Raw genomic sequence first — 19,408 nt, 5'->3', positions numbered from 1 at the left:
TTGCGCCTGGAGGCGTAAATTTGCTATCTGTTTGAAAATAGAAAAACGATGAAAGCAACAATCGCGCACAGGCACACAAATATGACGCTCGCGGTGTACTCCTTTACCTCCGTCAGATAATCGTCATTAAATCTGTTTAACGCTTTAACGGCATCGTTTTCGTTTTCAGCTTCTACCTCAACGTGATGTTTTCTGAATCCCTGTCGTTTCATCTCTTTAAGCAAAGAGGATGTCACTGCGTCTTTTGCTACGGCTCTCCCGCCGCGACTGCTGATAAAAATGACGTATTTACCCATGGTTCCCTCACCTACGTATCATCCGGTTGAGTCAGCGCGTTTCAAGAGAAGAGATTACGTGCGGGAACAGTATAAGTCATTGCGGGAAGCGACTACAGGTTTACCTTTTCCCCCTGTTTTAACAGCGTCAGCCTCCTGGCGCGGAGGCTGACGGGTTAGCTCATAAGGGTTGACAGAGAGGGAGTCAAACCTTCAGCGTCGGGATCTCACCAGCTGGTAGCGGCGGGTCAAATACTCTATTGGCGCGCTCCAGACGTGCACCAGGCGAGTGAACGGGAAGATCAGGAAGATGGTCATCCCCAGCACCAGGTGAACGCGGTAGATAAATGCCACGCCATCAAGATGCGCCGAGGCGCCGCCGTGGAAGGTCACCACCGCCTGCGCCCAGTCCACCAGCTTCAGCATTTCACTGCCGTCAGGATGTTGAGCGGAGAAGGGGATGGTCGTCAGACCCAGCGCACACTGAATCAGCAGAATGCTCAGAATCACAATATCCGCCGTCGATGAGGTGGCGCGAATGCGCGGGTTGGTCAGACGACGAATCAGCAGCCCGGCGCCGCCCACCAGCGTCAGTACGCCGCAGATCCCGCCGAGAATCATCGCCATCAGCTGCTTTTGCGACATTGGCAGGAACCAGGAGTAAACCCAGTGCGGGGTCAGCATCCCGAAGAGGTGGCCGAAGAAGATGCCCAGGATGCCGATATGGAACAGATTCGACCACAGCACCATGCCGCGTTTGTCGAGCATCTGGCTGGAAGAGGCGCGCCACGTATACTGCCCGTAGTCGTAGCGTAGCCAGCTGCCGATGAGAAACACCGTCCCGCACAGATAGGGGTAGATATCGTAAAAAAAGACGTTCAGGTACTGTATCATTTCGGGCCTCCGGCACCGACGTCGACGTACTGTGGCGCGACGTCCTGGCTAAAGCGTCGTTGATAATGTTGCATCGGGGAGCTGTCGCAGGCGGTGGCGTTATCTTCGATAAACTTCACCTGCTCCTCCTCCCACACCGCATCCAGCGCCTGGCGGGTATCATCGCGCTTTTCACCCGCCACCTGCCTGGTGACACTGTCACTGCTGAGCGCGCTGCCAGCCAGCGCCAGCAGGACGTCAAACAGCTGATAATATTGACACTGGCGCTGTTTGACACGCCCGCCAAGCAGCGCCAGAATCGGGGCCACGTTTTGCAAGCCTTCTCTGGCGTCGTCTGGCGGCAGGCTACTGAGGTACTCCAGATAGAGCGGTAAATGGTCAGGCAGCTCCCGGCAGTCGATGTGCAGCCCGGCCTGCTCATACTGATTCATCAGCTCGACCATCGCCTGGCCGCGGTCGCGGGACTCCGCGTGCACGTGCTCAAACAGCAGCAGCGAGGTGGCCCGTCCGCGGTCAAACACTTCACACCATTCGGCCTGGCGGTCGAGCAGCGGGGCGGCCAGCAGCGATTCAACAAACGGCAGTAGCGCCGGCGCATCGGCACGGACCAATTCCAGCGCCTCTTCACGGTTGTCCCACAGCAGGCTATCCGGATACTCCAGCAGCAGACCGATAATTTTGAGGATCCGCATTACTCTTTCTCCCCGATGTTGATCGCATCGATGCGCTGGCTGTTGAACAGGTTGAATTTGGTATCCGACCCGTGGCAACCGTCGCCGAAGGTAAATCCGCAGCCGTTGCGTTCCGGGAAGGCATCTTCCGCCATTTCCCGGTGGCTGGTGGGGATCACGAAGCGATCTTCGTAGTTAGCGATGGCCAGGTAGCGGTACATCTCCTCGACCTGTTCCACGCTTAAGCCCACCTCTTCGATAGCCCGGGTGTCGGTCACTCCTTCGACGGTCTGTGAGCGTTTGTAGTGGCGCATCGCCATCATGCGTTTCAGGGCGCGCAGCACCGGGCCGGTATCGCCGGCGCTCAGCAGATTGGCGAGATACTGCACCGGAATGCGCAGGCTTTCGACGGCAGGCAGAATGCTGCCATTATTTGGCAGGCCGCCGGCGTCGGCGACCGACTGAATCGGTGACAGCGGCGGGACGTACCAGACCATCGGCAGGGTGCGATACTCCGGGTGCAGCGGTAGCGCCAGCTTCCAGTCCATCGCCAGTTTATACACCGGCGATTTCTGCGCCGCGTCGATGACGTTATGCGGGATCCCTTGTTTCAGCGCCTCTTCAATCACCGCCGGGTCGTGCGGGTCGAGGAATACCTCGCACTGGCGTTCATAGAGGTCGGTTTCATGTTCGGTGCTGGCCGCTTCCTCAATCCGGTCGGCGTCATACAGCAGCACGCCGAGGTAGCGAATGCGCCCGACGCAGGTTTCCGAACAGACCGTCGGCTGGCCGGATTCAATCCGCGGATAGCAGAAGATGCACTTCTCCGATTTGCCGCTCTTCCAGTTAAAGTAGATTTTTTTGTACGGGCAGCCGCTGATGCACATGCGCCAGCCACGGCATTTATCCTGATCGATCAGTACGATGCCATCCTCTTCGCGCTTATAGATAGCCCCGCTCGGGCAGGTCGCGACGCAGCTCGGGTTAAGGCAGTGTTCGCACAGGCGCGGCAGATACATCATGAAGGTGTTTTCAAACTGGCCGTACATCTCTTTCTGCATGGCTTCGAAGTTACGGTCACGGGCGCGCTTTTCAAACTCGCCGCCAAGCAGCTCTTCCCAGTTGGGGCCCCAGCTGATTTTATCCATTCGCTTACCGCTAATCAGCGAACGGGGGCGGGCGGTAGGCAGATGCTGGCTCTCCGGCGCGGTATGCAGATGCTGGTAATCGTAGGTGAAGGGTTCGTAATAGTCGTCGATGCCCGGCAGCTGCGGGTTGGCGAAGATTTTTGCCAACACGCCAACGCGGTTGCCGAGGCGCGGCGTCAGCTTACCGGTGATCCCGCGGATCCAGCCGCCTTGCCACTCTTCCTGGTCTTCCCAGTTTTTCGGGTAGCCGATACCGGGTTTGGTTTCGACGTTGTTAAACCAGGCGTATTCCATCCCTTCGCGCCCGGTCCAGACGTTCTTGCAGGTGACCGAGCAGGTGTGGCAGCCGATGCATTTGTCGAGATTGAGCACCATTCCAACTTGTGAGCGGATTTTCATTTTTTCGCCTCCTGTACCTGATCGCGACCTTCGTCATCCAGCCAGTTAATGTTTTTCATTTTACGAATCATGATGAACTCATCGCGGTTGGAGCCGACGGTACCGTAATAGTTAAAGCCGTAGGCCAGCTGCGCATAGCCGCCAATCATGTGGGTGGGTTTCGGGCAAATGCGGGTCACCGAGTTATGAATGCCGCCGCGACGGCCGGTGACTTCAGATCCGGGAATGTTCATGATGCGCTCCTGCGCGTGGTACATCATGGTCATGCCGGGCGGTACGCGCTGGCTGACCACCGCCCGGGCGGTGAGCGCACCGTTGGCGTTGAAGGCCTCAATCCAGTCGTTGTCCTCAATGCCAAGCTCTCTGGCGTCGGTTTCACTGATCCAGACGATCGGCCCGCCGCGCGACAGGGTCAGCATCAGCAGGTTTTCGCTGTAGGTGGAGTGAATCCCCCATTTCTGGTGCGGGGTGAGGAAATTGAGCGCCTTTTCCGGGAAGCCGTTCGGCGGAATCTGATGCATATGGCTGACGCTCCGGGTATCAATCGGCGGCCGGTAGACCACCAGACTTTCACCGAAGGCGCGCATCCACGGATGATCCTGATACAGCTGCTGGCGGCCGGAGAGCGTGCGCCAGGGGATCAGTTCATGGACATTGGTGTAGCCGGCGTTGTAGGAGACGTGCTCGCTTTCCAGCCCGGACCAGGTCGGACTGGAGATGATTTTGCGCGGCTGGGCCTGAATATCGCGAAAGCGAATCTTCTCATCTTCTTTGTTGATAGCCAGATGGGTGTGATCGCGTCCGGTAAACTCTCCCAGCGCCTGCCAGGCTTTGACCGCCACCTGGCCGTTGGTTTCTGGCGCCAGGCTGAGGATCACTTCCGTGGCGTCGATGGCGCTGTCGATGCGCGGGCGGCCTTTTGCCGGGCCGTCGAGCTTGACGTAATTGAGTTTGCCGAGGAAATCGACCTCATCCTGGGTTTTCCAGCTGATGCCTTTACTGCCGTTGCCCAGCTTATCCAGCAGCGGGCCCAGGGAGGTGAAGCGCTCGTAGGTGGCAGGGTAATCGCGCTCGACTACCGCAATGGTCGGGGCCGTTTTCCCCGGAATCAGATCGCACTCGCCCTTATGCCAGTCAACCACATCGAAAGGCTGGGACAGTTCGCCCGCAGAGTCATGCTGCAGAGGCAGAAGCACCACATCGGTCTCCGCGTCGAGATGGCCGACGCAGACCGTCGAAAAGACGTTGGCGATCTCTTTATAGATTTCCCAGTCGCTTTTGGCTTCCCAGGCCGGGTCGACGGCGGCGGAAAGCGGGTGGATAAACGGATGCATATCCGAGGTGTTCATATCGTCTTTTTCATACCAGGTGGCGGTCGGCAGAACGATATCTGAGAACAGGCAGGTGCTCGACATGCGGAAATCGAGGGTCACCAGCAGATCGAGCTTGCCTTCAATCGCCGGGGTCTGCCACTCGACCTCTTCCGGTTTAACCTCGTCCGTCGCCCCCAGTTCATCGCCCTGGATGCCGCTGTCGGTGCCCAGCAGATATTTGAGCATGTACTCATGCCCCTTGCCGGAGGAACCCAGCAGGTTGGAGCGCCAGATAAACATATTCCGCGGATGGTTTTTACCGTTGTCCGGCTGCTCGCAGGCAAAGCGGATGGCGCCGGATTTTAACGCCTGCACGGTGTAGTCGGCGGGTGAGAGGCCGGCGGCATCGGCCTGCTGCTTAATGGTCAGCGGATTGACGCTGAGCTGCGGGGCGGAAGGCAGCCAGCCCATGCGCTCGGCGCGCACGTTAAAATCAATCAGGTGTCCGGTATATCGACTGGCGTCCGCCAGCGGTGAAAGCAGCTCCTGGGCGGTCAGCTTTTCATAGCGCCACTGGCTGGAGTGGTTGTAGAAATAAGAGGTGCTGTTCATCTGGCGCGGCGGGCGGTTCCAGTCGGTGGCAAACGCCAGCGGCAGCCAGCCGGTCTGCGGACGCAGTTTTTCCTGGCCGACATAGTGCGACCAGCCGCCGCCGCTCTGTCCGACGCAGCCGCAGAACACCAGCATATTGATCATCCCCCGGTAGTTCATATCCATGTGGTACCAGTGGTTGACGCCGGCACCGAGGATAATCATCGAGCGACCGTGGGTTTTATGCGCGGTATCGGCGAACTCCCAGGCGATTTGCTCTATGTGGTGGCGGGGAACGCCGGTAATCTGCTCCGCCCAGGCCGGAGTGTAGGCTTTCACCTCGCTGAAATCGCCGGCCGCGTTCTCATCGTCGAGCCCCCGGTCGAGGCCGTAGTTAGCCAGGACCAGGTCATAGACGCTCACCACCAGTTTGCTCTCGCCGCTGGCCAGGGTCAGACGTTTGGCCGGAAGCCGATGAATCAGCACAGGCTGCTGCTCAACGCTGCGAAAATGCGGGTTCTCGTTGCCACCAAAGTAGGGGAAGCCCACGGCGGCGACGGTATCTTTGATATTCAGCAGGGACAGCGCCAGTTCGGTCTCCTTCCCGGCGGCCCGCGGTTCGAGGTTCCATTTCCCTTTTTCGCCCCAGCGAAAACCGATAGAGCCATTGGGGGCGACCAGTTCACCGGCGGAACTGAAGGCCACGGTTTTCCACTCCGGATTGTTGCTCTCACCCAGCCCGTCCAGCAGGTCAGAAGCGCGCACCATTCGCCCGGGGACGGTGGTACCATCGTCGCGATCGTCGAGCAGCACCAGCATCGGCATGTCGGTGTAGTGGCGGCAGTAGTTAAGGAAGTAATCGCTCGGATTGTCGAGATGGAAGCGTTTTAAGATGACATGGCCCATCGCCATGGCCAGCGCGCTGTCGGTACCCTGTTTCGGCGCCAGCCACTGATCGCACAGTTTCGCCACTTCCGAATAGTCCGGCGTAATAGCAATAGTTTTGGTGCCTTTGTAGCGCACCTCGGTAAAAAAGTGGGCGTCAGGCGTTCGGGTCTGCGGCACGTTAGAGCCCCAGGCGATGATGTAGCTGGAGTTATACCAGTCGGCAGATTCCGGTACGTCGGTCTGTTCGCCCCAGGTCATCGGCGAGGCGGGGGGCAGGTCGCAATACCAGTCGTAGAAGCTCAGGCAGGTACCGCCAATTAGCGACAGGTAGCGGGTACCAGCGGCATAAGAGACCATCGACATCGCCGGGATCGGCGAGAAGCCGACAATGCGGTCCGGGCCATAGTGCTTGATGGTCCAGACGTTGGCGGCGGCAATCAGCTGGTTCAGCTCTTTCCAGGTCGAGCGAATAAACCCGCCTTTGCCGCGCATCTGCTTGTAGCTGAGACACTGCTGCGGATCTTCCATAATGCTGTTCCAGGCATCGACCGGGTCGGGATGGCGGGCCAGCGCCGTGCGCCACAGCTCAATCAGCCGTTTACGTGCCAGCGGGTATTTGAGTCGGTTGGCGCTGTAGAGATACCAGGAGTAGCTGGCGCCGCGCGGGCAGCCGCGCGGTTCGTGGTTGGGCAGATCCGGGCGGGTACGCGGATAGTCGGTCTGCTGGGTTTCCCAGGTGACCAGCCCGTTTTTGACGTAAATTTTCCAGCTGCATGAGCCCGTACAGTTTACTCCGTGCGTGGAACGGACGATCTTGTCGAACTGCCAGCGCTGACGGTAACTATCTTCCCAGTCACGGTTGGTATCCAGGACCTGACCGTGGCCGTTGGCAAAGGTCTCGCGTTTCTGCTTAAAGTAGCGAAAGCGATCCAGTAGTTTACTCATGACGTTTCTCCTGCTCCGATAATGTCCGGCATCAAGCCCTTGCCGGATGCGACGCGTTAGCGCCTTATCCGGCCAGCAAGACCGCACGATCCCGTAGGCCGGATAAAGGCGTCAGCCGCCATCCGGCAACGATGCCGTTATTTTTTTGCCAGTTTACGACGACCGTAGACCAGCCAGGTCACCAGTACGCAAACGACATAAAAGACAAAGAAAACCTTCATGGCGCCAACCGGGGAACCGGTCATGGCTAACGAGGTGCCAAAGGCTTTCGGGATGAAGAAGCCCCCGACCGCGCCAATAGCGGAGATAAACCCGAGCGCGGCGGCGGTATCGGTGACCGCTTCGTGCTGGGCCTGCTCATCGCTGCCGCCGCGTTTCTTGACGCTATCGATGGTTATCTGGCGAAAGATCACGGCGATCATCTGGAACGTAGAGCCGCTGCCGAGACCCGCGGTGAGAAACAGCCCCATAAACACCACGTAAAACGCCAGAAAACTCCCGGAACCGGAGCCGGGTAGGGTGAGGAACAGCAGGCCGGTAAACAGCGCCATCAGAATGAAGTTCACCAGGGTGACGTTGACGCCGCCCAGACGGTCGGAAATGATGCCGCCGAAGGAGCGCGCCAGGGCGCCGATAAACGGGCCAAAGAAGGCCAGTTTCAGGATATTCACATCCGGAAACTGCGTTTTGGCCAGCATCGCGAAGCCGGCGGAAAACCCGATGAACGAGCCGAAGGTGGCGAGATAAAGCAGGCTCAGCAACCACATATGCGGGCGTTTCAACACCGGGAGCTGATCGCGAATGGAGGTTTTGGCACCGGCGATATCGTTCATCCCGAACCACGCCGCCACGGTAGCGGCGAGCAGCAGCGGCACCCAGATGAGCGGCGAGTTGCCGAGCCACAGGGTTGCGCCGTCCGGTTGATCGACGCCGCGAACGCCGACAAAAGTGAAGATCGGCACGAAGATCACTACCGGCGAGAGCAGCTGCATCACGCTGACGCCGAGGTTACCCAGGCCGCCGTTCACGCCGAGGGCGCTGCCTTGCTTCGCTTTCGGGTAGAAAAAACTGATGTTGCCCATGCTGGAGGCAAAGTTAGCTCCGGCAAAACCGCAGAGCAGAGCGATGAGAATAAATATCCAGAATGGGGTTGCCGGGTTTTGCACCGCGATCCCAAGCCACAGGCAGGGCACCACTAAAATAACGGTGCTGATCACCGTCCAGTAGCGTCCGCCAAATATAGGAACCATAAAAGAATAGGGCACGCGTAATATTGCCCCGGACAGCGAAGGAAGCGCGGTTAATAAAAAAAGCTGATCGGTAGTGAAATTAAAGCCGACTTTATTAAGATTCACCGCAACCGCGCTGAATAACATCCAGACGCAGAAGGCAAGAAGTAAACAACTTACTGAAATAAAAAGATTTCTTCGCGCAATGGCTTTGCCTTTATTTTCCCAGAATGCTGGATTTTCCGGGCGCCACCCTTTTAAAAGGTAATGATTATCTTTCTCACTTTCTCTTGACATATTGCCCTCGAATGCACAGTAACCAAAGAAAATTTAAAGATGACAACACCGCAAATTAAGCAGAAGAGGCGATTAAGGCTGGTCGAATGAATTATTGTAGTGTTTGAAGAATAGATAAAAAAAAACGCTTCAGGAAAGCGCGTGCGCAATAGGGGTTTATTATTTGTTACTAAATGTAAATGAAATGTGACTTAAACTGCGCTCCTGTCAGCAGCGGCGACAGGTCTGCCGGGCCGACAGACCGTGCCTTCCCGGCGCATTCAGAAGCTCAGTTGGCTAAATGGTTGGCGGGCGCAGTAGTTCTAACGTTATATAATAGTTTATATAACGTGTAAATGCGCTGTCGTCGATCGCTTCCATTCCCAGCGCATAAATCCCATCCAGACCGCAGACCAGGGCAATTAAACGCCAGGCGATATTCTCCGCGCTGTCATCGGGATGAAATTCACCGCTTTCGCTGCCGAGACGAATAATATTGACCGTCTCTTCGTGCCACATCGACATGGTGAGCAGGTAGGCCTCTTTGATGTCGCTATCGCTCCCGGAGAGCAGTTGGCCTTCGCGCCACAAACGGATATAGGGATCCAGGCGGCCATCTTCGCTGCCGAGCATTGAAAACAGGCGCTCGCGCGAGCTGGCGTCTTCCGCTACCAGCTGGATATCCAGCATCTCACGAATTAAACGAACGAAGGCCTGCGCCTTAAGCTCGCCGATGGAGGTGAAATGGTGATGCAACTGCCCGGTGGAGACTCCGGCTTCGGCGGCGATTTGCCGGACGGTCATGGCGCCTAAGCCCCCCTGCAGCGCGACACGCATCGCCGCCAGCATGATCACCTCCCGACGCGCTTCCCGATTTAAGTAGTGCATATTTCCCCGCTGAGCCGTGGTTTTCTTCGATAGTAACAAAAAGTTGGACAGTTGTTCAACAATCCGGCAGGATCGCAATCCTGGACGCGTGTCCAATTTGCAAAATTGAGGAAAAAGTATGTCTCGGCAATGGTTAACGCTGGTGGCGATTTTGTTGGTGTATTTACCGGTGGCGATTGATGCCACGGTACTGCATGTCGCCGCGCCAACGCTTAGTATGTCGTTGGGGACCAGCAGCAATGAGCTGCTGTGGATCATTGATATTTATTCATTAGTCATGGCCGGTATGGTGCTGCCGATGGGGGCGCTCGGCGATAAAATTGGCTTTAAACGGCTGTTGCTGCTCGGCAGCGCTATTTTCGGCGTTTCGTCGCTGGCGGCGGCATTTTCACCCACTGCGCTGGCGCTGATCGCCTCCCGCGCGCTGCTGGCCATTGGTGCGGCGATGATCGTCCCGGCGACGCTCGCCGGTATCCGTAACACTTTTTCGCAGGCGCGCCACCGCAACATGGCGCTCGGCCTGTGGGCGGCGATTGGCTCTGGCGGCGCCGCCTTCGGCCCGCTGGTGGGCGGGATCCTGCTGGAACATTTTTACTGGGGATCGGTATTCCTGATCAACGTGCCCATCGTGCTGGCGGTTATCGCCTTCAGTGCGCGGATGGTGCCGCGCCAGCCGGCACGGCGCGAACAGCCGCTTAATCTGACCCAGGCATTGATGCTGATTGTGGCGATCCTGATGCTGGTGTTCAGCGCAAAATCGGCGCTGAAAGGGCAGATGGCATTATGGCTGACCGGATCGATCGCGCTGGTGGGCCTGGCGCTGTTGGTGCGCTTTGTTCGCCAGCAGCTTTCCGCCGCGACGCCGATGGTCGATATGCGCCTGTTTACGCATCGCATTATCTTAAGCGGCGTGATGATGGCGATGACCGCCCTGATTACCCTGGTTGGCTTCGAGCTACTGATGGCGCAGGAGCTACAGTTCGTCCACGGCAAAACACCGTTTGAAGCCGGGCTGTTTATGCTGCCGCTGATGCTGGCGAGCGGGTTTAGCGGACCTGTTGCCGGGGTGATGGTTTCTCGCCTGGGCCTGCGGCTGGTGGCAACCGGCGGTATGCTGCTGAGCGCGCTCAGTTTCCTCGGTCTGTCGATGACCGATTTCAGCTCCCAGCAGTGGCTGGCATGGGGATTGATGATTCTCTTAGGCTTCAGCGTCGCCAGCGCATTGTTGGCTTCCGGCTCCGCCATTATGGCGGCGGCGCCGAAAGAGAAAGCGGCGGCGGCCGGCGCCATTGAAACGATGGCCTACGAGCTGGGGGCCGGTCTGGGGATCGCGCTGTTTGGCCTGATTCTGACCCGCAGCTACAGTTCATCGATTGTGCTGCCCGCCGGGGTGGACGGTCAGGCCGCAGCGCAGGCCTCGTCGTCCATCAGCGAAGCGATCGCCCTGGCGCAATCGCTGCCCGCAGTTCCGGCGCATTCGCTGATTGCAGCGGCGAAAACCGCGTTTATCAGCGCCCACAGCATCGTGCTGGCCACCGCCGGGGTGCTGCTGCTGCTGCTGGCCGCCGGGATCTGGCGCAGTCTGGCGCAGGCGCCGAAAATGAACTAGCCCTACAGCTGGAGAGAAAGCTCCATGGCCGCCCGCCGCAGCGGGGCCAGCGCTTTCTCTCTCAGCGCGGCGGCGCTCATGGCACTGGCGGGCACGCCGACGTTGAGCGCCGCCACCACCTGGCCGCTGCGTGACAGCAGCGGTACCGCCAGCGAACATAATCCCACCTCAATTTGCCGATCGGCGATCGCATATCCCTGCATACGTACTCTGGTTATTTCCTCCCGCAATCCCGCTAAATCACACAGCGTATGCGGGGTGTAGCGAATTAAATTCGCGCGTGACAATGTCACGTCCAGCTGCTCTTCCGCCAGGGCGCTAAGCAGTACGCGGCCCATAGAGGTCGCCCATGCGGGGAGACGGCTGCCGCGACCGATATCAACGCTCAGCAGATTATTGACTGCGGCCCTGGCAATATAGAGCACGTTATCGCCATCGAGGGTGGCGGCGGAGCAAGATTCGCCGAGGCTCTTACCGAGGTTATCCAGCGCGGTCTGGGCCACTTTCGCCAGCGGCGTTCCGGCCAGATAGGCGTGGCCGACGGCCAACACCCGCGGCAACAGTTCATAGCTGCGTCCGTCAGGACTGTGCACCATGCCGAGTGCGGCCAGGGTATACAGGCAGCGGCGGACGGCGGCGCGGGAAATCTGCGTTTTCTGGCTGAGCTGCGAGATAGTCAGCCGCTGGCGCTGGGGAGTAAAGGCGCTGAGAACTTCCAACCCGCGCGCCAGCGACAGCATGAAATTCGGGTCGTGTTCGGCCTGCCTGGCGCTGAGGGGGGTTGGCGGTGTCGCGCTCATTGAATTCCTCTCCATTCGAAAACAAAAGCTCACGGGCACCACTATACCGTGGGGAAAAAGGGCGGCGACGGAATGTGCCTGTTTTACCACCCGGATCACATTATTAACCTCATTTTAACAAGTGCGTCGATAATCGCACAACATTTCGATTATCGCCGTTGACCATTTCACCGGCTCCCCCCTATTGTCAAAGTCACCGTCACCCTTCGTTATGGTTGGCGTCACAAAAAGTTATGAATTTAACGATCAGGAAGAAAACATGACCGCGACCGTAGAACGCATTGAAAGCTGGCTGGTTGATGTCCCGACCATTCGCCCGCACAAACTCTCAATGACAACCATGGGCTGCCAGACGCTGGTGATTGTCCGCATTACGCGCTCTGACGGTATTTGCGGTATCGGCGAGGCGACCACCATCGGCGGGCTGAGCTATGGCGTCGAGAGTCCGGAAGCCATCTCCAGCGCCATTAACCATTATCTGACGCCGCTGCTCAAAGGGCAGCCCGCCGATAACCTGAATGCGCTGACGCAGCGTATCAACAGCGCCATCAAAGGTAACACCTTCGCCAAATCCGCCATTGAAACCGCGCTGTTGGATGCGCAGGGCAAGGCGCTGGGGCTGCCGGTTTCAGCGCTGCTTGGCGGCGCGCTGCAGACCTCGCTGCCGGTGCTGTGGACCCTGGCGAGCGGGGATACCAACAAGGATATCGCCGAAGGGGAAACGCTGCTGGCCGAAGGTCGCCATCAGGCATTTAAGTTGAAAATTGGCGCCCGCGAACTGGCGACCGATTTACGTCATACCCGGGCGATTGTCGAAGCCCTCGGCGATCGGGCGAGCATTCGTGTCGATGTCAACCAGGCCTGGGACGCCACTGTGGCGGCAAAAGGCTGTCGTGAACTGGCGGCGATGGGCATCGACTTAATTGAACAACCGGTCAGCGCGCAGGACAACGCGGCGCTGGTTCGCCTCAGCCATCACATTGAAACCGCGATTCTGGCGGATGAAGCGGTGGCGACGCACTACGATGGCTATCGCCTGGCGCAGCAAGGCTTCAGCGGCGCCTTTGCCTTGAAAATTGCCAAAGCGGGCGGCCCGGCCAGCGTTTTAGCCCTGGCGCACGTCGCGCAGGCGGCGGGTATCGGATTGTATGGCGGCACCATGCTGGAAGGAACCGTGGGCACCGTCGCATCGTTGCACGCCTGGTCGACGCTGCCGCTGCAATGGGGCACTGAAATGTTTGGTCCGCTGTTGCTCAAAGATGACATCGTCAGCGTGCCGCTAACGTTCACCGACGGCAGCGTCGCCCTGCCTCAGACACCGGGTTTAGGTGTCGAACTCGATGAAGACAAATTGCAGTTCTATGCCCGCAAAGCGTAGGACATGACAGGAGAAAAATATGCTGTTTAAAGTGGATATGACCGTCAAGATCCCGCTGGGATATCCCGCCGCCGAGCTTGAGGAGATTAAACAACGAGAAAAAGCCTATTCGCAGCAATTACAGCGTGAAGGCACCTGGCGACATATCTGGCGCGTCGCCGGACTGTACGCCAATGTCAGTATTTTTGATGTGCGTGATGCCGACCAGTTACACCAGATATTAATGGCTCTGCCGTTATACCCGTTTATGGAAATACGCGTCGAGGCACTGTGTCGTCATCCCTCCTCGATTCGTGAAGACGATAGCTAAAAATAATAAAAAACCTCGCGCCGGATATTCCGGTGTAAACCCTACAAGCCAACTGCAAGCAATAAGTGAGAATCACAATGAAAAATTCTTTCGTACAACAAGAAGCCGTGCAGAAATTATTACGTGAAAGTGCCGGGTTAAATGTTCCCGGCGGTAATGAACGCTTTAAAGCCATTGTGCATCGTTTACTGGAAGATATGTGCACCCTGATCGACGATTATAATATTACCCAGGAAGAGTTCTGGCATGCGGTGAACTATTTGCATGAACTGGGCGGGCGTCAGGAAGCGGCGCTGCTGGCGGCAGGTCTCGGGCTGGAACACTTCCTCGACCTGCGTCAGGATGCGATTGACGCCGCAGCGCATCGGGAAACCGGTACGCCGCGCACCATTGAGGGGCCGCTGTACGTGGCCAATGCGCCGCTCGCAGAAGGGCACGCGCGGATGGATGACGGCCGCGATGCGGGTGAAGTCATGTGGCTGCACGGTCAGGTGTGCGACACCCAGGGACGTCCGGTTGCCAACGCCATTGTCGATATCTGGCACGCCAACACCCTGGGGAACTATTCGTTCTTCGACCAGAGCCAGAGTGAATACAACCTGCGTCGCCGCATCCGCACCGGCGCAGATGGCCGCTACAGCGTGCGTAGCATCATGCCTTCTGGCTACGGCTGTCCGCCGGATGGCCCGACCCAAAAGCTGCTTAACCAGTTGGGTCGTCACGGCAACCGTCCGGCACATATTCACTTCTTTGTTTCCGCGCCGGGCCACAAGCATTTAACCAGCCAGATTAACCTTAACGGTGATAAGTATCTGTGGGATGACTTTGCCTTCGCCACCCGCGATGGCCTGATTGCCGACCCGGTTAAAATCACCGATCGTGAGCTGATTCAGCAGCGTGAGCTTGACGGCGAACACACCGAAATTCGCTTCGACTTTACTTTGTGCCCGGCCCTCAACGCCGACGAAGAACAGCGTATTTCCCGCCTGCGCGCACAAGAGTAATGACCGGCGCACCTCCCGGGCCGGTGCGCCCGGGGCGGTGAGTCATGCTGTTGCCCGGCCTGCCACGCGCGGCCGGGGATATTCCCGAATTGATTATTCTCTCTGACTTTATTAATTCCTGAATTCTGCAGGAGGGCTAAGCTCATGCAAAAAACACTCTCGCTATTAAAAGATAAAATCAGCAATGCATTAATTGTTGACCGGCAAAAACATATTTATCGCTGCCATCGTTCGATTTTTACCGATCCGCAGCTATTTGAATTTGAGATCAAACATATATTTGAAGGGAACTGGGTGTTCCTCGCCCATGAAAGTCAAATTCCTGAGCCTGGTGATTATTTTACTCTGACTCTCGGACGACAGCCGGTTATTATCACCCGCGATAAACAGCATGCCTTGCACGCGTTAATTAATAGCTGCGCCCATCGCGGCGCCATGCTCTGCCGTCGTAAAACCGGCAATAAAAACTCGTTTACCTGTCCGTTCCACGGCTGGACCTTTGGCAACAACGGTAAATTGCTGAAAGCCAAAGATGAAAGCACCGGCGGTTATCCGGAGACCTTTAAACATGAAGGGTCGCATGACCTGAAAAAACTGCCGCGCTTTGCCTCATATCGCGGCTTCTTATTCGGCAGCCTCAGCGAGGACGTGCAGCCGCTGGAAACTTATCTTGGCGAAACCTGCAAAATTATCGATCTGATGGTCGATCAGGCGCCGGAAGGGCTGGAAGTGCTGAAAGGCTCCTCCAGCTATGTCTACGAGGGCAACTGGAAGCTGGGGGCGGAAAACGGCGCCGACGGCTACCACGTTAGCGTGGTGCACTGGAACTACGCCTCCACAATGTCGCGCCGCAACTACGAAGCCGAAGGGACGCATTCCGTCGATGCCAACGGCTGGTCGAAAAGTCTCGGCGGAGGTTACGGTTTCGAAAACGGCCATATGCTGCTGTGGACCCGGGCGCTCAACCCGGAAGTGCGCCCGGTTTTCGCCCATCAGGCCCGCTTACAGGCCGAGTTTGGCGAGCTGCGCGCCGACCAGATGGTCAATGAAACGCGCAATCTTTGTCTCTATCCCAACGTCTATTTGATGGACCAGTTTTCCACACAGATCCGCGTTATTCGCCCGCTCGCAGTAGACAAAACCGAAGTCACTATCTGGTGCTTCGCGCCGAAAGGCGAGCCGGACCAGGCCCGCGCGCTGCGCATCCGCCAGTACGAGGATTTCTTTAACGTCAGCGGCATGGGAACGCCGGACGATCTGGAAGAGTTCAGCGCCTGCCAGCGCGGCTATCTCGGCGAGAACCTGGCGTGGAGCGATCTCAGTCGCGGCGCGCTGCACTGGGTCGATGGCCCGGATGAACACGCCCGGCATGCCGGATTCACTCCGCTGCTTAGCGGGGTGAAATCGGAGGATGAGGCGCTGTACATCGCCCATCACCATCACTGGCAAAACGTGATGATGGCGGCGCTGGAAAAAGAGCAGCAGCGCTATGAACAGTCCATAACCCAACGCGTGGAGGTGGTGTGATGCTGACGCTTGAACAGGTTCGCCAGTTTCTCTATTACGAAGCCCGCCTGCTGGACGACCGTCAGTGGGATCAGTGGTTGACGTGCTACAGCCCGAAAGTGGTGTTCTGGATGCCGGCATGGGGCGATGACGACAAGCTGACCCGCGACCCGCAGCGCGAAATATCGCTGATCTATTACCCGAACCGCGAGGGACTTGAGGACCGCGTCTACCGCATCAAAACGGAACGTTCTGGCGCCAGTACGCCGGAGCCGCGTACCACCCACCTGATCAGCAACGTTGAGCTGCTCGGCGAAAATGAGCAGGGGGTGGAGGTGCGCTACAACTGGGTGACTTACAACCACCGGTACCAGCACACCGATGCGTGGTTTGGCTCGACCTGCGTCACCTTGACGACCTGCGACGGCAAACCGCAGATCCTGAGTAAGACGGTGCGGCTGAACAACGATTATATCCGTCAGGTGATTGACGTTTACCATATTTAAGAGGTGGATATGTTTACTATCGCACTCAATTTTGAGGATGGTATTACCCGCTTTATCCAGTGCAATGCGGGAGAAAAAGTGCTGGACGCCGCCTACCGCCAGAAGGTCAACCTGCCGATGGATTGCTCGGACGGCGTCTGCGGGACCTGCAAATGCCATTGCGCCAGCGGCGACTATGGCATGGGGGAAGAGTATCTCGAGGAGGCATTGAGCGAAGAAGAGGCCGATGCTCGTCAGGTGCTGACCTGTCAGATGATCCCGACCAGCGATTGCGTGATTGACGTTCCGGTGGCTGCGGCGCAGTGCAAAACCGCGCTCGCCAGCAGCGGTGCGGCGGTGATGCAGGTGAATCACCTGTCGGAGACCGCCATTGAGCTGGTGCTCCAGCTGGATGAACCGCTGGCTTTTCTGCCCGGACAATACATCAACATTCAGGTACCGGGCACACCGCAGGTGCGCGCTTACTCTTTCAGCTCGCTTCCGGGCGAGCGCGAAGGTCGGTTCCTGATCCGCAATGTGCCCGGCGGGGTAATGAGCCAGTGGCTGACGAGCCAGGCGGCAGCGGGCGATCGTCTCACCCTCAGCGGCCCGATGGGCAGCTTCTACCTGCGCAACGGGGAACGTCCGCTGCTGATGCTGGCGGGCGGGACCGGGCTGGCGCCGCTGCTGTCGATGCTGCACACCCTGGCCCTGCAGGGCAGTACCCGGCCGATTACGCTGCTCTATGGCGTCACCCGCGATAGCGATCTGGTGAAGACCGAGGCGCTGGATGCGTTTGTCGATCAGCTTTCCGGCTACCGCTGGCTGCCGGTCGTTGCCGATGAACAGAGCGCCTGCCCGCAGCGCGGGTTTGTCACCGGGCATCTTGATGACGCGATGCTTAACGATGGCGATGTCGACATCTATCTGTGCGGCCCGCCGCCGATGGTCAACGCGGTTTCCGGCGCGCTTCGCGAGCGGGGAATTAATCCGGCAGGTTTCTGGTACGAAAAATTTCTCGCCAGCCAGAGTGCGGCGGCATAAGGAGGAGCGATGCGTTTTCAACATCAAGTGGTGGCCATTACCGGCGCCGCCCAGGGCATTGGCCGTCAGACTGCAGAGCAGGCCGCCCGTGAAGGGGCCCGTTTGCTGCTGATCGACCGTTCGCGCTATGTCCACGAGCTGGCGGCGACGCTGGCCGAGGGGGGCAGCGACGTGCTGGCGCTGGAGGCAGACCTCGAACAGTGGGAGAGCACCGAGCAGGCTTTTGCCGCCGGGGTCGCCCATTTTGGCCGACTGGACGTGGTGATTAATAACATCGGGGGGACGATCTGGGCGCGGCCGTTTGCCGAATATCAGCCGGATCAGATTGAAAAAGAGATTCGTCGCTCGCTGTTTCCGACGCTGTGGGGCTGCCGCGCGGCGCTACCGTGGATGCTCAAACAGGGCAAGGGCAGCATCGTTAACGTCTCGTCCGTTGCCACCGCGGGCGTTAACCGGGTGCCTTACTCGGCGGCGAAAGGCGGGGTCAACGCGCTGACCCGTTCGATTGCTATGGAGTACAGCGGCAGCGGGATTCGCATCAACGCCGTGGCGCCGGGCGGAACCGAGGCGCCGGCGCGCTTAACCCCGCGGAATCATGAAACGCCCACGGCGCAGGAGCAGGAGTGGTATCAGCAGGTGGTCGATCAAACCGTGGAGAGCAGCCTGATGCATCGCTACGGCACGCTGACGGAACAGGCGAACGCGATCCTGTTTCTCGCCAGCGATGAGGCAAGCTATATCACCGGCGTTACGCTGCCGGTGGCCGGAGGCGACCTCGGCTAACGTCGGGTGGCATACCAGCAGAGCAGGGAGCCGGCGCATACCATGCCGGCGCCCTGCCAGAATGGCCAGGAGAGGACCGCGCTGAGCAGCACCGCCGCCAGCGCCGAAGAGAGCACCGGGGTAAAGTAAGAGGCGGCCGCCAGCAGGCTGACGTTGCCGTGGAGAATACCTACGTTCCAGGCCGCATAGCCAAACCCCAGCGCCACCGCGCACATCACCAGCTTAATGACCACCGGCCAGCTGAAAATCATCGGCGGTTGATCGCTGAACATAAACTTGAGCCACAGGGTCAGGGCGGTTAATAAAACAAACAGGGTGATGCCGTTTTTGCCGCGCGCATATTTTGCGGTGACCGTGCAATAGGTCGCCCAGATAAATGCGCCGACAAAGGCCAGAATATAGCTCAGGGGGCTGGAGACGACGTTCCGGGTAATTTCATCGATATTCAGGCCATGCTCACCACCTAATACCCAGGTGACGCCAAGCAGCGCGAGAAATAAGCCGGGAACGACCAGCCAGCTGGTTTTCTGACCATTAAAGAGAATGGCAAAGAGAATCGTCAGGCTGGGCCACAGATAATTGACCATCCCGACTTCAATCGCCTGCTGGCGGCTGCCGGCAAAGCCCAGCGACAGCGCCAGACAAATTTCATAGCTGACGAACAGCAGACTGCCGGCCAGCAGATAGGCGCGCGGCATTTGCCGCAGCCGGGGAAACCCGACGGTGGCCAGCAATAATAAGCCGCTCAGCGTATAGATCATTGCCGCGCCGCCGACCGGACCTAACCCTTCACTGACGCCACGAATTAGTCCGACCATCGTGCTCCACAGCACAATGGCAGCCAGACCGGTCAACGTTGCTTTTTTCTTTTCCATGTCAAACCTGACACCGATATTCATCAAGAGTCGATTTATAACACTTTTTCATTCCTTCTGGCCCCTGTTTTCCTTCGCGCTTAATACAAAGGGAGTA

General features: G+C 58.2%; 17 protein-coding genes. 8 read left to right on the top strand and 9 right to left on the bottom strand.

The genetic code is table 11. From position 1 onward, the window contains the following. Window positions 1-23 precede the first annotated feature (23 nt). The 7 genes from DSD31_RS13450 to DSD31_RS13420 all read right to left on the bottom strand — a co-directional run bounded on the left by DSD31_RS13450 (window position 24) and on the right by DSD31_RS13420 (window position 9,517). A complete protein-coding gene (locus DSD31_RS13450) occupies window positions 24-296 on the bottom strand; it encodes a hypothetical protein (RefSeq protein WP_032717404.1) in 273 nt (90 codons plus the stop codon). 192 nt (window positions 297-488) lie between these two features. Next, window positions 489-1,169: a respiratory nitrate reductase subunit gamma gene (gene narI / locus DSD31_RS13445; RefSeq protein ID WP_004861681.1), complete on the bottom strand. Its 681-nt coding sequence runs from the start codon at window positions 1,167-1,169 to the stop codon at window positions 489-491. Next, complete coding sequence (gene narW / locus DSD31_RS13440) at window positions 1,166-1,861, bottom strand: nitrate reductase molybdenum cofactor assembly chaperone (RefSeq protein ID WP_004861686.1); 696 nt, start codon at window positions 1,859-1,861, stop codon at window positions 1,166-1,168. The genes narI and narW overlap by 4 nt, the downstream gene beginning before the upstream one ends. After that, window positions 1,861-3,387, bottom strand: a complete 1,527-nt coding sequence (gene narH / locus DSD31_RS13435) for a nitrate reductase subunit beta (RefSeq protein ID WP_015584391.1) — start codon at window positions 3,385-3,387, stop codon at window positions 1,861-1,863. The genes narW and narH overlap by 1 nt, the downstream gene beginning before the upstream one ends. Then, window positions 3,384-7,124: a nitrate reductase subunit alpha gene (locus DSD31_RS13430; protein ID WP_064359367.1), complete on the bottom strand. Its 3,741-nt coding sequence runs from the start codon at window positions 7,122-7,124 to the stop codon at window positions 3,384-3,386. Before DSD31_RS13430 ends, narH begins: the two co-directional genes overlap by 4 nt. A 137-nt stretch (window positions 7,125-7,261) precedes the next feature. Continuing rightward, window positions 7,262-8,650: a NarK family nitrate/nitrite MFS transporter gene (locus DSD31_RS13425; protein WP_088402641.1), complete on the bottom strand. Its 1,389-nt coding sequence runs from the start codon at window positions 8,648-8,650 to the stop codon at window positions 7,262-7,264. A gap of 276 nt (window positions 8,651-8,926) precedes the next feature. After that, a complete protein-coding gene (locus tag DSD31_RS13420) occupies window positions 8,927-9,517 on the bottom strand; it encodes a TetR family transcriptional regulator (RefSeq protein WP_032717407.1) in 591 nt (196 codons plus the stop codon). A gap of 118 nt (window positions 9,518-9,635) precedes the next feature. Here DSD31_RS13420 and DSD31_RS13415 point away from each other — a divergent pair, with 118 nt between their 5' ends. Further along, on the top strand, window positions 9,636-11,126 hold the full coding sequence (locus tag DSD31_RS13415; RefSeq protein ID WP_004861697.1) for an MFS transporter: 1,491 nt from the start codon (window positions 9,636-9,638) through the stop codon (window positions 11,124-11,126). A gap of 2 nt (window positions 11,127-11,128) precedes the next feature. Here DSD31_RS13415 and DSD31_RS13410 read toward each other — a convergent pair whose 3' ends face one another. Continuing rightward, window positions 11,129-11,926, bottom strand: coding sequence for an IclR family transcriptional regulator domain-containing protein (locus DSD31_RS13410; protein WP_015584389.1), 798 nt, complete (start codon window positions 11,924-11,926; stop codon window positions 11,129-11,131). 211 nt (window positions 11,927-12,137) lie between these two features. Between DSD31_RS13410 and DSD31_RS13405 the strand changes: the two genes are divergently transcribed. From DSD31_RS13405 to benD, 7 genes are all read left to right on the top strand, one after another. Then, complete coding sequence (locus DSD31_RS13405) at window positions 12,138-13,304, top strand: muconate cycloisomerase family protein (protein WP_369973984.1); 1,167 nt, start codon at window positions 12,138-12,140, stop codon at window positions 13,302-13,304. 19 nt (window positions 13,305-13,323) lie between these two features. Continuing rightward, window positions 13,324-13,614, top strand: a complete 291-nt coding sequence (catC, locus tag DSD31_RS13400) for a muconolactone Delta-isomerase (protein ID WP_004861704.1) — start codon at window positions 13,324-13,326, stop codon at window positions 13,612-13,614. Between the two features lie 77 nt (window positions 13,615-13,691). Further along, window positions 13,692-14,618, top strand: coding sequence for a catechol 1,2-dioxygenase (gene catA / locus DSD31_RS13395; RefSeq protein WP_004861706.1), 927 nt, complete (start codon window positions 13,692-13,694; stop codon window positions 14,616-14,618). Between the two features lie 144 nt (window positions 14,619-14,762). After that, entirely contained in the window at window positions 14,763-16,145 is a 1,383-nt protein-coding gene (locus tag DSD31_RS13390) for a Rieske 2Fe-2S domain-containing protein (protein ID WP_113991106.1), read from the top strand. Continuing rightward, on the top strand, window positions 16,145-16,630 hold the full coding sequence (benB, locus tag DSD31_RS13385; protein ID WP_088911771.1) for a benzoate 1,2-dioxygenase small subunit: 486 nt from the start codon (window positions 16,145-16,147) through the stop codon (window positions 16,628-16,630). Before DSD31_RS13390 ends, benB begins: the two co-directional genes overlap by 1 nt. A 9-nt stretch (window positions 16,631-16,639) precedes the next feature. Continuing rightward, window positions 16,640-17,653, top strand: a complete 1,014-nt coding sequence (gene benC / locus DSD31_RS13380) for a benzoate 1,2-dioxygenase electron transfer component BenC (protein WP_064359364.1) — start codon at window positions 16,640-16,642, stop codon at window positions 17,651-17,653. A 9-nt stretch (window positions 17,654-17,662) separates the two neighbouring features. Next, complete coding sequence (benD, locus tag DSD31_RS13375) at window positions 17,663-18,436, top strand: benzoate diol dehydrogenase BenD (RefSeq protein ID WP_004861716.1); 774 nt, start codon at window positions 17,663-17,665, stop codon at window positions 18,434-18,436. Here the strand turns inward: benD and yddG are convergent. Further along, window positions 18,433-19,311, bottom strand: a complete 879-nt coding sequence (gene yddG, locus DSD31_RS13370) for an aromatic amino acid DMT transporter YddG (protein WP_004861717.1) — start codon at window positions 19,309-19,311, stop codon at window positions 18,433-18,435. The two genes, benD and yddG, sit on opposite strands and share 4 nt — an antisense overlap. Window positions 19,312-19,408 lie beyond the last annotated feature (97 nt).

Source organism: Klebsiella sp. X13, assembly GCF_003323835.1.
Classification (GTDB): domain Bacteria; phylum Pseudomonadota; class Gammaproteobacteria; order Enterobacterales; family Enterobacteriaceae; genus Klebsiella; species Klebsiella ornithinolytica.
The sequence above is the reverse complement of the archived record's forward strand: the minus strand, read 5'-3'. Positions and strand labels throughout refer to the sequence as shown.

Excerpts from the sequence above, each read along its gene's own strand:
- DSD31_RS13405 (WP_369973984.1), top strand. The coding sequence starts at position 12,138 with ATGGTTGGCGTCACAAAAAGTTATGAATTTAACGATCAGGAAGAAAAC.
- DSD31_RS13415 (WP_004861697.1), top strand. The coding sequence starts at position 9,636 with ATGTCTCGGCAATGGTTAACGCTGGTGGCGATTTTGTTGGTGTATTTA.
- yddG (WP_004861717.1), bottom strand. The coding sequence starts at position 19,311 with ATGGAAAAGAAAAAAGCAACGTTGACCGGTCTGGCTGCCATTGTGCTG.
- benB (WP_088911771.1), top strand. The coding sequence starts at position 16,145 with ATGCTGACGCTTGAACAGGTTCGCCAGTTTCTCTATTACGAAGCCCGC.
- DSD31_RS13450 (WP_032717404.1), bottom strand. The coding sequence starts at position 296 with ATGGGTAAATACGTCATTTTTATCAGCAGTCGCGGCGGGAGAGCCGTA.
- DSD31_RS13425 (WP_088402641.1), bottom strand. The coding sequence starts at position 8,650 with ATGTCAAGAGAAAGTGAGAAAGATAATCATTACCTTTTAAAAGGGTGG.
- narH (WP_015584391.1), bottom strand. The coding sequence starts at position 3,387 with ATGAAAATCCGCTCACAAGTTGGAATGGTGCTCAATCTCGACAAATGC.
- DSD31_RS13420 (WP_032717407.1), bottom strand. The coding sequence starts at position 9,517 with ATGCACTACTTAAATCGGGAAGCGCGTCGGGAGGTGATCATGCTGGCG.
- DSD31_RS13390 (WP_113991106.1), top strand. The coding sequence starts at position 14,763 with ATGCAAAAAACACTCTCGCTATTAAAAGATAAAATCAGCAATGCATTA.
- DSD31_RS13430 (WP_064359367.1), bottom strand. The coding sequence starts at position 7,124 with ATGAGTAAACTACTGGATCGCTTTCGCTACTTTAAGCAGAAACGCGAG.
- narI (WP_004861681.1), bottom strand. The coding sequence starts at position 1,169 with ATGATACAGTACCTGAACGTCTTTTTTTACGATATCTACCCCTATCTG.
- catA (WP_004861706.1), top strand. The coding sequence starts at position 13,692 with ATGAAAAATTCTTTCGTACAACAAGAAGCCGTGCAGAAATTATTACGT.
- narW (WP_004861686.1), bottom strand. The coding sequence starts at position 1,861 with ATGCGGATCCTCAAAATTATCGGTCTGCTGCTGGAGTATCCGGATAGC.
- benD (WP_004861716.1), top strand. The coding sequence starts at position 17,663 with ATGCGTTTTCAACATCAAGTGGTGGCCATTACCGGCGCCGCCCAGGGC.
- benC (WP_064359364.1), top strand. The coding sequence starts at position 16,640 with ATGTTTACTATCGCACTCAATTTTGAGGATGGTATTACCCGCTTTATC.
- catC (WP_004861704.1), top strand. The coding sequence starts at position 13,324 with ATGCTGTTTAAAGTGGATATGACCGTCAAGATCCCGCTGGGATATCCC.
- DSD31_RS13410 (WP_015584389.1), bottom strand. The coding sequence starts at position 11,926 with ATGAGCGCGACACCGCCAACCCCCCTCAGCGCCAGGCAGGCCGAACAC.